Origin of the sequence: Zobellella iuensis (genome assembly GCF_016746085.1) — a bacterium.
Taxonomy (GTDB): Bacteria; Pseudomonadota; Gammaproteobacteria; order Enterobacterales; family Aeromonadaceae; genus Oceanimonas; species Oceanimonas iuensis.
Genome location: NZ_JAERTZ010000033.1, coordinates 91,368 through 106,599 on the forward strand (window position 1 = coordinate 91,368; position 15,232 = coordinate 106,599).

The following is a 15,232-nucleotide window of genomic DNA, read 5'->3' on the forward strand; positions in this document are numbered from 1 at the left end:
GGGCCTGCACCGCCCGTCCTAATGGAGGGCAAACCATCATCGCTCATTGGAGGATATGATTATGTCACGCTTCGATTTTTCACCCCTGTACCGCTCCGCCATCGGTTTCGACCGCCTGGCGTCCCTGATGGAAAACGCCGCCAGCGGTACCAACAACGGCTACCCGCCGTACAATATCGAACTGCTCAGCGAAAACCAGTACCGCATCTCCATGGCCGTGGCCGGTTTTGGCCGGGACGAGCTGGAAATTACCAGCCATGAAAACACCCTGATGGTGAAAGGCCACAAGGAGCAGGAGCAGAATCCCAGGAATTATCTCTATCAGGGCATTGCCGAGCGCGGCTTCGAGCGCCGCTTTCAGTTGGCCGACCATATCAAGGTGGTGGGCGCCGATCTGGAAAACGGCCTGCTGCATATCGATCTGGTGCGTGAGGTGCCGGAGGCCGCCAAGCCGAAAACCATCGCCATCGGCCAGGCCGAGTAGCGCCCCGGCCCATCGCGCGGGCTCCGATAACACAACGCCGGCATCATGCCGGCGTTGCTGTGTTTACGGCTGGCCGTAGAGTGCCAGTATTTCCCGCGCCAGTATCTCGATACCGGCCTTCACATCCGCTTCCGGCTGGGCGTAGTTGAGGCGGATGCACTCCTTGCTGTGCTGCCAGTCGCTGTCCTCTATGCCGGGGAAGAAGTAATGGCCGGGCACCACCAGCAGGCCCTGCTGCTTCAGGCGCTGGTAAAGCTCCTGGCAGTGGATGGGCAGGTCTTCGAACCACAGCCACAGGAAGAGGGCGCCTTCCGGCTTGTGGATATGGAACTGGGGCAGGGGAATGGCCTCCTGCAACCAGGCTACCGCCTGCTGCGCCTTGGCCTGGTAAAAGGGGCGTATGACCTGGTTGCTGAGCCGGATCACGTCGCCGCTTTCCATCATCGGCAGGGTCAGGGCCGGGCCCATGCTGCCCGGGGCCAGGTTGATGATACCGCTGATATTGGTGATGGCCTGGATGATGGCGGGCTGGGCCACCACTATGCCGCAGCGCACCCCGGGCAGACCCAGTTTGGACAGGCTCATGCACAGTATGGTGTTGTCGTTCCAGAACGGCTTGGCTTCGGTGAAGATGATGTTGGGGAAAGGGGTGCCGTAGGCGTTGTCGATCAGCAGGGGAATGCCCTTGTCCCGGGCAAGCTCGTCCAGGTGGATGATTTCCTCGTCGGTGAGCACGTTGCCGGTAGGATTGGTGGGGCGGGAGACGCAGATCAGGCCGATATCGTCACCCACCTCCAGCTGCTCGAAGTCCACGTAGTATTTGAACAGGCCATCGTCCAGCTTGCGGATATCCGGCTTGCAGGCGATGAAGTGATCCTCGTCCAGGGCGCTGTCGCCGTAGCCGATGTATTCCGGGGCCAGGGGAAAGAGCACCTTCTTCTTACGGCCATCGGCGAACTCGCCGGCCAGCAGGTTGAACAGGTAGAAGAAGGCGGTCTGGCTGCCGTTGGTGAGGGCGATATGCTCGGGGCCCACCGGCCAGCCCAGCTCCCGGGACAACAGCCTGGCCAGGGCCTGGATAAAGGCATCCTTGCCCTGGGGACCGTCGTAGTTGGCGATGGCCTTCAGCAGATCGCCGGTCTTCAGCAGTTGCTGGGCCTGCTGGTCCAGGTAGGCGAGTACCTCCGGGATGGCGGCCGGGTTGCCGCCGCCCAGCATGATGGTGTTGGGCGCGGTCAGGCCCTGGTTGAGATCGTCCATCAACTGGGTGATACCGGCGTGGCGGCTAAACTTCTGACCGAATGCTGAAAATTCCATGGGATAACTACCAAAGGGGATATTGTTGCTGAAACAGCCACGTTAGCCCATATTGTCCCCGCTGTCGACCGGGGTGAGGGGCAGAATCCATCGGTAGCAAGGGAGCACTGTTTCATGTGAAACAGTGCTCCTTCCATTCAATAGGAATAGGTCTGGGTCGGTTTGGCGTACTTGGAAGCTTGGGCTTCATAGCTGAGTTTGAGGGCCAGCACGGTGCACTTTTCGTCGCTTTCGAGGAAGGGGGAAAGCTCGTTGAGCATATGCTGGCGGTCGGGGGAGTCGTGCCAGCGTTCCCAACTGCCGATATTCTCCCAGTTGGAAATCACATAGAAGTGGTTGGGATGGTTGAGGTCACGGTAGGCATCGCCCTTGAGGAAGCCGGGTCTGTCGGTGATCTGCAGCATCAGGCGGCGCACCGTGTCCTGATAAACCTCTTCCAACCCTTCGGCGACGTGACGTTCGATAATGACTTTGATCATAGGCAGTATCCTTGCTGCTGAATGACATCACTGAGTTAATGGTTTTATCGTATTGCGAGCGGCTATTTAATATGTAACACAGATTCTTCCCGGTTTTGGTAAGACCAGAGAATTTAATAAAAAGCCCCGCGCGGAGCGGGGCTTAAGCCGGTTACTGCAGCAGGGAGATGTCCGCTATCTGCAGGAAGAGGTTGCGCAGCTGGTTGAGCAGGGCCAGGCGGTTGAGGCGGATGGCTTCGTCGTCGGCCATCACCATCACCTGGTCGAAGAAGCTGTCCACCCCTTCGCGCAGGGCGGCCAGTGCGTTCAGGGCGCTGCCGTAGTCGCCGGCGGCGAACAGCGGCGCCAGCCGGGCGGAAAGCTCCGCCAGCTGGCTTGCCAGCACTTTCTCCGCCTCGTCCTGCAACAGGGCCGGGTTCACCTCGGCGGGAATGTCGCCGTCGAACTTGGCCAGGATATTGCCCACCCGCTTGTTGGCGGCGGCCAGGGCGGCGGCGGCCTCCAGCTGGCGGAAGGCGCTCACGGCCCTGACCCGGGCGTCGAAGTCGGCGGGACGGGTCGGCCTGCGGGCCAGCACCGCCTGGATGACGTCCACCCCATAACCCAGATCCTGGTACCAGGCGCGGAAGCGGCCCAGCATAAAGTCCAGCACCTCGTCGGCCACCCGGGCGTTGGAGAGCTTATCGCCATAGAGGGCGCGGGCCTGCTCGATCAACACCACCAGATCCAGGTCGTAGCCCTTCTCGACGATGATGCGCAGGGTACCCAGGGCGGCCCGGCGCAGGGCGAAGGGATCCTTGTCGCCCTTGGGCGCCTGGCCGATGCCGAAGATGCCCGCCAGGGTATCCAGCTTGTCGGCCAGGGCCAGGGCGGCGGAGATGTCCTGGCCGGGCAGCTCGTCACCGGCGAAGCGGGGCTGGTACTGCTCCTTCAGGGCCAGGGCCACGGCCTCGGGCTCGCCGTCGTGGCGGGCGTAGTGCATGCCCATCACCCCCTGGGTGTCGGTGAATTCGAACACCATGTTGGTCATCAGATCGCATTTGGACAGCAGGCCGGCCCGTTCGGCCAGCGCCCGGTCGGCGCCGATGGCGGCGGCGATAAAGCCGGACAGGACGCTGATGCGCTCGGACTTCTCCCGCACCGTGCCCAGCTGCTGCTGGAACAGCACATGGTCCAGCTGCTCCAGGCGGGAGATCAGCGGGGCCTTGCGGTCGGTGTTGAAGAAGAACTCGGCGTCGGCCAGGCGCGGGCGCACCACCTTCTCGTTGCCGCTGATGATCTGGCTCGGGTCCTTGGACTCGATGTTGGTGACAAAGATAAAGGTCGGCAGCAGGCGGCCATCGGCGTCGTACACCGGGAAGTACTTTTGGTCGCCTTTCATGGTGTGCACCAGGGCTTCCGCCGGCACCGCCAGGAATTTCTCCTCGAAGGCGGCGGTGAGCACCACCGGCCACTCCACCAGGGAGGTGACTTCCTCCAGCAGCTCGTCGTCCAGATCGGCGACACCGCCCGCGGCGGCGGCGGCCTGCTCGACCCCGGCCCTGATCATCGCCTTGCGGCGTTCGAAGTCGGCCAGCACCTTGCCGCGCTCTTCCAGCTGTTGCAGGTAATGATCGGCATGCTCCAGCTGGAACTCCTGCTCACCCATAAAGCGGTGGCCGCGCAGGGTGCGGGCGGCGTCGACGCCCAGTATGGTGGCGGGCAGCAGCCGGTCGCCCAGCAGCAGGGTGACGGTATGCACCGGGCGGATGAACTGGGTGGACTTGTCGCCCCAGCGCATGGCCTTGGGGATCGGCAGCCGGCTCAGGGCCTGCTCGACCATGGCCGGCAGCAGCTCGGCGGCGGTCTTGCCCTTGACGTCGGCCAGGTGCACCAGCCATTCGCCCTTGTCGGTCTTCAGCCGGCCGGCCTGCTCGATGCCAATGCCGTTGCCGGCGGCCCAGCCCAGGGCCGCCTTGGTGGGCTTGCCTTCGGCGTCGAAGGCGGCCTGCACGGCGGGACCGCGCTTTTCGATCTGCTTGTCGGCCTGGGTCGCGGCCAGCCCGGTGACCTGCACCGCCAGCCGGCGGGGGGCGGCGTACCAGCGCACCTCGGCGAAGGGCAGCTCGGCGCCGGTCAGCTCAAGACCGAGGTGGTCGGCGAAGGCTTCGCCCAGGCTGCGCAGCGCCTTGGGCGGCAGTTCTTCGGTACCAATTTCTACCAGGAAATTCTGTTCGGCCATGCCCTTATCCTTCTTTCTTACACATGGGGAAGCCCAGGGCTTCGCGGGAGGCGTAGTAGGCCTCGGCGACGGCCTTGGTCAGGGTGCGGATGCGCAGTATATAGCGCTGGCGTTCGGTCACCGAAATCGCCTTGCGGGCATCCAGCAGGTTGAAGGCGTGGCCCGCTTTCAGGATCCGCTCGTAGGCGGGCAGGGGCAGCGGTTTTTCCAGTGCCAGCAGGTGCTGGCACTCCTTCTCGCACTGCTCGAAGAAGCCGAACAGGAAGTCCACATCGGCATGTTCGAAGTTGTAGGTGGACTGTTCCACCTCGTTCTGGTGGAAAATGTCGCCGTAGGTGGTCTTGCCCAGGGGGCCGTCGCACCACACCAGATCGTAGACCGAGTCCACGCCCTGGATATACATGGCCAGGCGCTCCAGGCCGTAGGTGATCTCGCCGGTCACCGGCTTGCACTCCAGGCCGCCCACCTGCTGGAAGTAGGTGAACTGGGTCACTTCCATGCCGTTGAGCCAGACTTCCCAGCCCAGGCCCCAGGCGCCCAGGGTGGGGTTTTCCCAGTTGTCTTCCACGAAGCGGATATCATGCACCAGGGGATCCAGGCCCAGCTCCTTCAGCGAGCCCAGGTACAGTTCCTGGAGATTGTCCGGTGACGGCTTGATGATCACCTGGAACTGGTAATAGTGCTGCAGCCGGTTGGGGTTTTCGCCGTAGCGGCCGTCGGTGGGGCGGCGGGAGGGCTGCACATAGGCGGTGGCGATCGGCTCCGGCCCTATGGCCCGCAGGCAGGTCATGGGGTGGGAGGTGCCGGCACCCACTTCCATATCCAGCGGCTGCACTATGGTGCAGCCTTGCCGGGCCCAGTAATCCTGCAATGTCAGGATCAGACCCTGAAAGGTATTGATATCGAATTTTTGCATGATGTTCGCGCCTTGATATAGGTGCATTCGCAGTGTGAAACTAGGCCAAAGAGTATACCTGCTGACCCGGTGTGAATATAGGCTGAATTCGAGGAGTGACCATGCTGGCACGTTGCGGTTGGGTCAATGAAGACCCGCGTTATATCCATTATCACGATCATGAATGGGGGCGGCCCGAGTACGACGGCCGGGCCCTGTTTGAAAAGCTGTGCCTGGATGGCCAGCAGGCCGGCCTGAGCTGGTTCACCATCCTTTGCAAGATCCCGGGCTACCGGGCCGCCTTCGCCGGTTTCGAGCCGGAGCTGGTCGCCCGCTTTGGCGAGGAGGATGTCGAACGGCTGATGCAGGACAGGGGCATAGTGCGCAACCGGCTCAAGATCCAGTCGGTCATCAAAAATGCCCGGGCCTACCTGGCGATGGAGGAAGAGGGGCTCGATTTCGGCCGCTGGCTGTGGGACTTCGTCGGTGGTGAGCCGGTGGTGAACCGCTGGCCCAGCCTGAGCGCGGTGCCGGCCACCACCCCGGCCTCGGACGCCATGGCGAAGGCGCTGAAGCGGCGGGGCTTCTCCTTCGTGGGCAGCACCATCTGCTATGCCTTTATGCAGGCGACCGGCATGGTGAACGATCACCTGCTGAGCTGCCCCTGCCATCCGGACAACGTCAGCCATTGACATCTGGCCGCAAGGAGTCTTTGTCGAACGCCTTGGAGGGCGTTATATTGTCGGGTACTTGTGCTCGTTATAAACGGAACCCTGATATGAAAAAAATCTGCTTGGCCGTGGCTGCGGCGATGGCCCTTTCTGCCTGTACCACCAACCCCTATACCGGTGAATCCCAGGCCTCCAAGGCGGCGGTGGGCAGTGGCATCGGCGCCCTGGCCGGGGCGGTTATCGGCGGCGCTTCCGCCAGCTCCAGCGATCGCAAGAAGGGTATCCTGATCGGCGCCGCCAGCGGCGCGGCCCTGGGCGGTGGCGTGGGTTACTACATGGACGTGCAGGAAGCCAAGTTGCGGGACCAGATGCGCGGCACCGGCGTCAGCGTGACCCGCAATGGCGACAACATCATCCTCAATATGCCGAGCGCCATCACCTTCGCGGTGAACAGCGCCGATCTGTCGCCCAACTTCTACAACACCCTGAGCGGGGTGGCCTTGGTACTGAAAGAGTACGACAAGACCTGGGTGCACGTGGTCGGCCATACCGACAACACCGGCTCCGCCAGCCACAACCAGGGGCTGTCCGAGCGTCGTGCCGCTTCCGTGGGCCAGTTCCTGATCAGCCAGGGTGCGGCCGCCAACCGGTTCAATATCCACGGCGTGGGCTTCAACCAGCCGGTGGCCAGCAATGACACCGAGCAGGGCCGGGCGCAGAACCGTCGGGTGGAGATCACTCTGAGCCCCATGTCCTGAGCCGGATCGCGGGCGTCTGCCGGTAGGCCGGCGAAATACTGCGTTGAGAGATGCCCGCGTCGCGGGCATTTTTTATGGCCGCAGCCAGGCCAGCAGCGACATCCATACCGGCAATACCGCCATGGCCAGCAGGGTCTGGCCGGTGATGATGGCGGCCATCAGCGGGGCGTTGCCGCCCATCTGCCGGGCCAGGATATAGGACGAGGTGGCGGTGGGCAGGGCGGTGAAGAGCACCACCACCCCCAGCTCGATCTCGCCCAGCCCGGTCAGCCAGCCGATCAGCAGGGCCAGTACGGGCAGGGCGGCGAACTTGATGGCGCAGGCCTGCCAGAAGGCCCGGCCGGTGCCGCGCAACGCTTTCAGCTGCAGCGCCACCCCCACCGCGATCAGCCCCAAGGGCAGGGCCGCCTGGCCGGCCAGGCTCAGGGTATCCCGGCTCCAGCCCGGCAGGCCGATGCCGGTGGCATTGAGGGCGATGCCGATCACGCAGCCCAGCAGCAGGGGATTTTTGGCCAGGGCCTTAATGGCATTCCAGAGCCCGGACTGGTCGCCGCCGTCGACGCCCACGAACATCAGCACGCAGAGGATATTGACCAGGGGTACCATGACGGCGATGGCCACGGCGGCGGCGGTGATGCCGGCGTCGCCGTAGAGGGCGGCGGCCCCGGCCAGGCCCACGTAGGTATTGAAGCGCAGGGCGCCCTGGAATACCGAGGTGAAGGAGGGTATGTCCAGCTCCAGGCGGTGGCGCAGCAGCCACAGCACCGTGGCCAACCCCAGCAGCAGGCCAGCGAGCAGGCCGACCATGCCGGTGAAGGCGACCTGGCCGAAGTCGGCGGTGGCCAGGGTACTGATCAGCATGGCCGGAAACAGCAGGAAGTAGATGAAGCGTTCGGCGCCGTGCCAGAACTGTTCGTCGGGAAAACGCAGCCGGCGGAGCAGGGCGCCGGTGAGGATCAGCAGGAAGAGGGGGCCAAGGGCATGGCTGACGGCCAGCATGGGTATCCTTACAAAGAGTGTTGTTTGGACCCCTAGCTTATCAGCTGGCGCTGGGCGGCCCTATCCGCCTTTCGGCGAGTCATGCGCCTTTCTGGATCAGGAACTGATAGGGCAACTGCTCTATCTGGCTGGACAGCAGCAAATGGTCCATAAAGCGGCAGAAGCTGGGGATATCCCGAGTGGTGGAGGGATCGTCGGCGGTGATCAGCAGGGTCTCGCCGCTGGCCATGTTGCGTACCTGCTTGCGCACCATCATTACCGGCTCGGGACAGCGCAGGCCGGTGGCATCCAGTATGTGTTGGGCATCGGAAAAGGAAAAATTCATGGTTCTACTACCTGGTCGTTAACCCCGTCTATATTACCCTTGCTGAATAAATGGTCAACCGTGACCACGATCAAAAAAGGGCAGGGAAAGCCCCTGCCCAAAATCGACCATAGAAGTTTCTTGTTTTCCCCTAAACCCGTTCAAATACGGTGGCGATGCCCTGGCCCAGGCCGATGCACATGGTGGCCACGCCCAGGGTGGCGTCCTTGTTCTCCATCAGGTTGATCAGGGTGGTGGAGATGCGGGCGCCGGAGCAACCCAGGGGGTGGCCCAGGGCGATGGCGCCGCCGTTGAGGTTGACCTTGTCGTCCATCACCTCCAGCAGCCCCAGATCCTTGAGCACCGGCAGCGACTGGGCGGCGAAGGCTTCGTTCAGCTCGAACAAGTCGATGTCCTGCACCGACAAGCCGGCCCGTTTGAGCGCCTTGTGTACCGCCGGCACCGGGCCGTAGCCCATGATGGAGGGATCGCAGCCCGCCACCGCCATGGCCCGGATGCGTGCACGGGGCCTGAGGCCCAGGGCGGCGGCCTTGTCGGCGGACATCACCAGCATGGCGGCGGCGCCGTCGGACAGGGCGGATGAGGTGCCGGCGGTCACTGTGCCGTTGGCCGGATCGAAGGCCGGGCGCAGCTGGGCCAGGGACGCCAGGCTGGTTTCCGGGCGGATCACCTCGTCGGTCTCGAACCGGGTCAGGCTGCCGTCGGCGGCATGGCCGTTGATGGGCAGTATCTCGTTGGCGAAACGGCCTTCCAGGGTAGCCTGATGGGCCCGCTGGTGGGAGCGTACCGCGAAAGCGTCCTGCTGCTCCCGGCCGATGCCGTGCAGCCGGCCCAACAGCTCGGCGGTCAGGCCCATCATGCCGGCGGCCTTGGCCACGTTCAGGGCCAGGCCGGGATGGAAGTCCACCCCATGGTTCATGGGCACGTGGCCCATGTGCTCGACCCCGCCGACGATGAAGACGTCGCCGTCACCCACCATGATGGCGCGGGTGGCGTCGTGCAGCGCCTGCATCGAGCTGCCGCACAGCCGGTTGACGGTGACGGCGCCCACTTCCTTGGGCAGGCCGGCCAGCAGGGCGGCGTTGCGGGCCACGTTGAAGCCCTGCTCCAGGGTCTGCTGCACGCAGCCCCAGTAGATGTCCTCGACATCGGTGGCGGCCAGGGCCGGGTTGCGGGCCAGCAGCCCCTGCATCAGGTGGGCGGACAGGTCCTCGGCCCTGACGTTGCGGAATGCGCCGCCCTTGGAGCGCCCCATGGGGGTGCGAATACAATCGACAATGACCACGTCTTTCATGCTGTCGTCTCCTTCCGCCAAATCAGTAAAAGGTCTTGCCGTCGGCGGCCATCTGGCGCAGTCCGGGGCTCACTTGATAGAGGGGGCCCAGGTGGGCGAATTTGTCGGCCAGGGCCACGTAACTGGCCAGGCCCAGGGTGTCCAGGTAGCGGAACACGCCGCCCCGGAACGGCGGGAAGCCGAGGCCGTACACCAGCGCCAGATCCGCCTCGGCGGGGGAGCCGATAATGCCTTCTTCCAGGCAGAGCACCACTTCGTTGATCATGGGGATCATCATGCGGGCGATGATGTCGTCCTGGGCAAGCTCCGCCTGGCCGGTCACCACGGCCTGCAGCAGCTGGTAGCTCTGCGGGTCTGCTTCCTTCTTCGGTTTGCCCTTCTTGTCCTGGCTGTAGGCGTAGAAGCCCTTGCCGTTCTTCTGGCCGAAACGCTGCTGTTGGTACATGACGTCGATGGCGTCCTTGCCGGCCTTGCTCATGCGCGCCGGGAAGCCTTCGGCCATGACGGCGGCGGCATGGTGGCCGGTGTCGATGCCCACCACATCGAGCAGGTAGGCGGGGCCCATGGGCCAGCCGAACACCTTCTCCATCACCTTGTCGACCTGCACAAAGTCGGCGCCATCGGCAATCAGTTTGCTAAAGCCGAAGAAGTAGGGGAACAGCACCCGGTTGACGAAGAAGCCGGGGCAATCGTTCACCACCACCGGCGCCTTGCCCATGGCGGCGGCGTAGGCCACCACCTTGTTGATGGTGTCGTCGCTGGTCTGCTCGCCGCGGATGATCTCCACCAGGGGCATGCGGTGCACCGGGTTGAAGAAGTGCATGCCGCAGAACCGCTCCGGGCGCTTGAGGCTGCTGGCCAGGGTCGAGATGGGAATGGTGGAGGTGTTGGAGGCGATGACGGCGTCCTCGCTCACTTTGGTTTCCACCTCGGCCAGCACCTGGGACTTGATCTTGGGGTTTTCGACCACGGCTTCCACCACCATGTCCACGCCCTGCAGGCCGTCGTAGCTCAGGGTGGGAGTGATGCTGGACAGCACCTGGGCCAGCTTGAAGCCGTCGATCTTGCCCCGCTCCAGCTGCTTGTTGAGCAGCTTGCCGGCCTCGTTCATGCCGAGCGCCAGGGCCTGGTCATTGATGTCCTTCATTACCGCCGGTATGCCTTTCACCGCCGACTGGTAGGCGATGCCGCCACCCATGATGCCGGCGCCGAGCACGGCGGCCTTGCGGGTGGCCGGGGCCGATCTGGCCGCCTTCTTGGCCTTGCCCTTGATGAACTGATCGTTCAGGAAAATGCCGACCAGGGCGCGGGCCACCGGGGTCTTGGCCAGCGTGACGAAATTGTCCTGCTCCACCCGGAGCGCGGCGTCGCGGTCCAGGGCGGCGGCGGCCTCTATGGTTTTCACCGCGGTGATGGGGGCCGGATAGTGGGGGCCGGCCTTGGCGGCCACCATGCCCTTGGCGGTGCTGAAGCTCATCATGGCTTCCAGCTTGTCCAGGGTGAGGGGCGCACATTTGCGGGCGCGCTTGCCCCGCCAGTCCTGACGGCCGGCGGCGGCGTCCTGCAGCAGGCGAATGGCGGCTTCCTGCAGCTTGTCACTGTCGACCACGGCATCCAACACGCCCACGGCCAGGCAGGCCTCGGCCTTGTTTTCCTGCCCCGTGGTGATCCATTCCATGGCGTTGTCCGCACCGATAAGGCGCGGCAGGCGCACGGTGCCGCCGAAGCCGGGCATGATGCCGAGCTTGGTTTCCGGCAGGCCGATGCGGGCGCTGGCATCACCGATACGGTAGTCGGTGGCCAGGATGCACTCGCAGCCGCCGCCGAGGGCATAGCCCCTGACCACGCTGAGGGTGGGGAAGGGCAGGTCTTCGATGCGGTTGAAGATGGCGTTGGCTTTGGCCAGCCAGTCGCCGAGCTCGGCTTCCGGCAGCTCGAACAGCGCCAGAAACTCGGTGATGTCGGCACCGACGATAAAAGCGTCCTTGGCGCTGGTCAGCATCAGGCCGCGGATACCGCTGGTCTGTTCCAGTGCCGTCACCGCCTGTTCCAGCGACTGCAGGGTGGCGCGGTCGAGTTTGTTGATGGCGCCTGCGCCATCGAATCGCAGTTCAGCAATACCGTCTTGCAACAGTTGTACAGAGAGGGCTTCGCCTTGATAGATCATCCTCATATCTCCTTGTTCCCTTGGGCTGCTCCGACTCTCCCGGGCAGGGATGGGCTCACTATGAACAGAAAAACAGCGGATTTCAACACCTATTTTAAACAATTGTTTTAATTTTATGTGGCTCCTGTTAACGGCGCTAACCGGCGTACCCGAATGAGCAAAAGATGACTTCCCTGCCCGATTCGGCAACAATGTTGCGCTCTTTTTTCCAGGCCGGCCGACAGGGTCGAATAAACAATAGCAGGCGGGCTTTGCCGTAACCGGGATCCGTACCGTGAATATGTCTCCTTATCCGGTTCCTGCCGCGCCCCTGGTGTGGGAGCAGGACATCAAGAAAAGTCGCTTCATCGTCTATCTGGCCCATACGCCGGACCCAGAGGCGGCGAAAGCCTTTATCGATTCGGTGCGGGCCCGGGAACCTTCCGCCGGCCACCACTGCTGGGCATTCGTGGCCGGTGCACCGCCGGATTCCCGGGTGCTCGGCTTCAGCGACGATGGCGAGCCGTCGGGCACCGCCGGCAAGCCCATACTGGCCCAGTTGCAGGGATCCGGCATCGGCGAGATCACCGCGGTGGTCAGCCGCTACTTCGGCGGCATCAAGCTGGGTACCGGCGGTCTGGTGCGGGCCTACGGTGGCACTGTGGCATCGGCCCTGGCGCAACTGGAGACCCGGGAGCGGCGTATCATGGGGTGTTTGAGGGTCAGCGTCGATTACGGCGATATGGCGCTGCTGGAGTTCCTGCTGGGAGAGGTTCAGGGACAGTGGCTGGAAGTCGACTACGGCGCCGAAGTGAAGGGCGTCTTGTCGGTCGAGGCGCGAACCATTCCCGAATTCTGTCGCCAGCTGCGGGATCGAAGCCAAGGACGAGTGGTTGCCAGGCCGGTTGAATCGGCATCTGGCTAAATTATCAGTGTATTGGAAGCACCATGCATATACGCACAATTATCCGCATCGTGGGCATCTTGGTGGCCTTGTTCAGTGTCACCATGCTGGCACCGGCTCTGGTGGCCTATCTCTACCGGGACGGGGCGGGTCTCGATTTCTTCAGCGCCTTCATCATCTGCCTTATTCTGGGATTGTCGCTATGGTTCCCCAACCGGACCCATAACAAGGAGTTGCGGGCCAAGGAAGGCTTCCTGATCGTGGTGCTGTTCTGGACGGTGCTGGGCAGTGTGGGTGCCATACCCTTTATGCTCAGTGCCGAACCCGGTATGACGATGGCGGAGGCCTTTTTCGAGTCGTTTTCCGGGCTGACCACCACAGGCGCCACCGTGATCAGCGGCCTGGATGAACTGCCCAAGGCGATACTGTTCTACCGGCAAATGCTGCAATGGCTGGGCGGCATGGGTATCATAGTGCTGGCGGTGGCCATACTGCCCATACTGGGTATCGGCGGCATGCAGCTGTTTCGGGCCGAGATCCCGGGGCCGGTCAAGGACAACAAGGTGGCGCCCCGCATCGCGGAAACCGCCAAGACCCTCTGGTATATCTATCTGGTGCTGACCATCGCCTGTGCCCTGCTGCTGTGGCTGGCGGGGATGAACCTGTTCGACGCCATCTGCCACTCCTTCTCTACCGTGGCGATAGGCGGCTTTTCCACCTACGATGCCAGTATCGGCCATTTCAACAGCTCCATGATCAACCTGATCATAGTGGTGTTCCTGATGATTGCGGGAGTCAACTTCACCCTGCATTTCGCCGCCTTTGCCAACAGGGGCATGCGGTTGTCGGTGTATCGCATGGACCCGGAAGTGAAGGCCTTTATCGGGGTGCAGCTGGTGTTGACCCTGATCTGCATGTCGGTGCTGATGGCTCACCGGGTGTATGCCGACCCCTGGCAGGCACTGGACCAGTCCCTGTTCCAGGCGGTGTCCATTTCCACTACCGCAGGTTTCAGTACCACCGGTTTTGCCGAGTGGCCGCTGTTTCTGCCGGTATTGCTGATGTTCGCTTCCTGTATCGGGGGCTGTGCCGGTAGCACCGGTGGTGGTATAAAAGTGGTCCGGATTATGCTTTTGAATCTGCAGGGGATAAGGGAGCTCAAGCGACTTATTCATCCCCGTGCCGTCTATCGAATAAAACTTGGCAACAAGGCGCTAGCTGATAGAGTGGTGGAGGCGGTATGGGGCTTTTTTGCCGCCTATGCCCTGGTGTTTGTGATTTGCATGCTGGCCCTTCTGGCTACCGGTATGGACGAGCTGACGGCCTTTACCGCGGTGGTGGCAACCCTCAACAACCTCGGGCCGGGGTTGGGGGAGGTGGCAGCCAACTTCGGCGCTACTACCGATGCCGCCAAGTGGATCATGATCCTGGCCATGTTATTTGGGCGTCTTGAAATTTTTACCTTATTGGTGCTGTTTACGCCTGCCTTCTGGCGAAGCTAAGAGGAGTCTATGGGAAAACTGTTGGTACTTTATTCGTCTCGCAATGGTCAGACGACAAAAATCATTGATGCGATGCGGGATGAATTTACCGGTTATGAAGTGGAAATGGCGGATTTGCATACTCTGCCCAAAAAAAACCTCAGCAAGTACGATAAGGTGCTGATTGGGGCTTCCGTTCGTTATGGCCATTTTCACGACAGCCTGTACACCTTTGTCCATACCCATAGTGAGCAGCTGGAAGTGGCTGACTCGGCTTTCTTCTGCGTCTGTCTCACCGCCAGGAAGCCGGAAAAGGCCGAACCTAAAAATAACGCCTACATCAAGCAGTTCCTGGCCAAGTCGCCCTGGCGGCCAAGAACCACAGGGGTTTTTGCCGGAGCCCTGAAGTACAGTGAGTACAACTGGTGGCAAACCCTTATTATCAGACTGATCATGAAAATTACCGGTGGCAGCACCGATAGCAGCCGGGATCTGGAGTTTACCGATTGGGACAAGGTCAAGGATTTTGCCCGCCAGTTCGTCCGCCAGCGCTAGGGATCAGTTCATAAAGTGTTCATAAAGGCGCTTTTGGCTCATTTTATGTCCAAAGTCGCCTTTTTTAATAAAAATGTCAAAAAAGCCCTTGCGCAAAAAACGCGGCTGCCTATAATGCGCATCCACTGACACGGCGCAACCCGCCGGGTCGCAAGCGGCAAAAAAACTTCGGTTTTAACGCTTGACGAATAAAAAGGACGGCGTAGAATACGCAGCCCTGACCCGATAAAGGTCAACGCTCTTTAACAATCTATCAAGCAAACTGTGTGGGCACTCGCAGTAGTTGGGAAACAAAAATATTGTTTTTCAATGTCTGTCGAAGTGCACAAACACTTCAGCAATTCATTGAGTATCAAAATCTTAAATTGAAGAGTTTGATCATGGCTCAGATTGAACGCTGGCGGCAGGCCTAACACATGCAAGTCGAGCGGCAGCGGGAAAGTAGCTTGCTACTTTTGCCGGCGAGCGGCGGACGGGTGAGTAAGGCTTGGGTATCTGCCCAGTCGAGGGGGATAACCGTTGGAAACGACGGCTAATACCGCATACGCCCTACGGGGGAAAGCAGGGGACCTTCGGGCCTTGCGCGATTGGATGGGCCCAAGTGAGATTAGCTAGTTGGTGAGGTAATGGCTCACCAAGGCGACGATCTCTAGCTGGTCTGAGAGGATGACCAGCCACACTGGGACTGAGACACGGCCCAGAC

The 15,232-nt window shown here is 62.0% G+C and carries 14 protein-coding genes and 1 rRNA gene; 7 read left to right on the forward strand and 8 right to left on the reverse strand.

Translation table 11 applies throughout. The features are described from left to right. The first annotated feature begins 61 nt into the window (after positions 1-61). On the forward strand, positions 62-484 hold the full coding sequence (locus JKV55_RS18915; protein ID WP_202088618.1) for an Hsp20 family protein: 423 nt from the start codon (positions 62-64) through the stop codon (positions 482-484). A gap of 63 nt (positions 485-547) precedes the next feature. On the opposite strand, the gene JKV55_RS18920 is transcribed toward JKV55_RS18915, so the two are convergent. The 4 genes from JKV55_RS18920 to glyQ form a co-directional block, all read right to left on the reverse strand. Further along, on the reverse strand, positions 548-1,801 hold the full coding sequence (locus tag JKV55_RS18920) for a valine--pyruvate transaminase (protein ID WP_202088619.1): 1,254 nt from the start codon (positions 1,799-1,801) through the stop codon (positions 548-550). 137 nt (positions 1,802-1,938) lie between these two features. Next, positions 1,939-2,280, reverse strand: coding sequence for an antibiotic biosynthesis monooxygenase family protein (locus tag JKV55_RS18925; RefSeq protein WP_202088620.1), 342 nt, complete (start codon positions 2,278-2,280; stop codon positions 1,939-1,941). 151 nt (positions 2,281-2,431) lie between these two features. Next, positions 2,432-4,501: a glycine--tRNA ligase subunit beta gene (gene glyS, locus JKV55_RS18930; RefSeq protein ID WP_202088622.1), complete on the reverse strand. Its 2,070-nt coding sequence runs from the start codon at positions 4,499-4,501 to the stop codon at positions 2,432-2,434. A gap of 4 nt (positions 4,502-4,505) precedes the next feature. Then, on the reverse strand, positions 4,506-5,417 hold the full coding sequence (gene glyQ, locus JKV55_RS18935) for a glycine--tRNA ligase subunit alpha (RefSeq protein ID WP_202088624.1): 912 nt from the start codon (positions 5,415-5,417) through the stop codon (positions 4,506-4,508). Between the two features lie 101 nt (positions 5,418-5,518). Here glyQ and JKV55_RS18940 point away from each other — a divergent pair, with 101 nt between their 5' ends. Further along, the gene (locus JKV55_RS18940) at positions 5,519-6,088 is read left to right on the forward strand and encodes a DNA-3-methyladenine glycosylase I (protein ID WP_202088626.1); all 570 of its coding nucleotides are present in this window, start codon (positions 5,519-5,521) and stop codon (positions 6,086-6,088) included. An 86-nt stretch (positions 6,089-6,174) separates the two neighbouring features. Further along, positions 6,175-6,825, forward strand: a complete 651-nt coding sequence (locus JKV55_RS18945; RefSeq protein WP_202088628.1) for an OmpA family lipoprotein — start codon at positions 6,175-6,177, stop codon at positions 6,823-6,825. Between the two features lie 72 nt (positions 6,826-6,897). Here the strand turns inward: JKV55_RS18945 and JKV55_RS18950 are convergent, their stop codons facing one another. The 4 genes from JKV55_RS18950 to fadB form a co-directional block, all read right to left on the reverse strand. After that, positions 6,898-7,824, reverse strand: coding sequence for an AEC family transporter (locus JKV55_RS18950; protein ID WP_202088631.1), 927 nt, complete (start codon positions 7,822-7,824; stop codon positions 6,898-6,900). Positions 7,825-7,903: 79 nt separating this feature from the next. Continuing rightward, on the reverse strand, positions 7,904-8,149 hold the full coding sequence (gene tusA / locus JKV55_RS18955) for a sulfurtransferase TusA (RefSeq protein WP_202088633.1): 246 nt from the start codon (positions 8,147-8,149) through the stop codon (positions 7,904-7,906). 130 nt (positions 8,150-8,279) lie between these two features. Beyond that, the gene (fadA, locus tag JKV55_RS18960) at positions 8,280-9,443 is read right to left on the reverse strand and encodes an acetyl-CoA C-acyltransferase FadA (RefSeq protein WP_202088634.1); all 1,164 of its coding nucleotides are present in this window, start codon (positions 9,441-9,443) and stop codon (positions 8,280-8,282) included. A gap of 22 nt (positions 9,444-9,465) precedes the next feature. Next, a complete protein-coding gene (gene fadB, locus JKV55_RS18965) occupies positions 9,466-11,610 on the reverse strand; it encodes a fatty acid oxidation complex subunit alpha FadB (RefSeq protein WP_202088637.1) in 2,145 nt (714 codons plus the stop codon). Positions 11,611-11,890: 280 nt separating this feature from the next. Here fadB and JKV55_RS18970 point away from each other — a divergent pair, with 280 nt between their 5' ends. The 4 genes from JKV55_RS18970 to JKV55_RS18985 form a co-directional block, all read left to right on the forward strand. Next, on the forward strand, positions 11,891-12,514 hold the full coding sequence (locus JKV55_RS18970; protein ID WP_202088654.1) for a YigZ family protein: 624 nt from the start codon (positions 11,891-11,893) through the stop codon (positions 12,512-12,514). Positions 12,515-12,537: 23 nt separating this feature from the next. Further along, positions 12,538-13,995, forward strand: coding sequence for a TrkH family potassium uptake protein (locus JKV55_RS18975; protein WP_202088639.1), 1,458 nt, complete (start codon positions 12,538-12,540; stop codon positions 13,993-13,995). A gap of 9 nt (positions 13,996-14,004) precedes the next feature. Continuing rightward, entirely contained in the window at positions 14,005-14,529 is a 525-nt protein-coding gene (gene hemG / locus JKV55_RS18980) for a menaquinone-dependent protoporphyrinogen IX dehydrogenase (protein ID WP_202088641.1), read from the forward strand. A gap of 362 nt (positions 14,530-14,891) precedes the next feature. Beyond that, positions 14,892-15,232: ribosomal RNA gene (locus tag JKV55_RS18985) — 16S ribosomal RNA — on the forward strand; the annotation flags it as partial.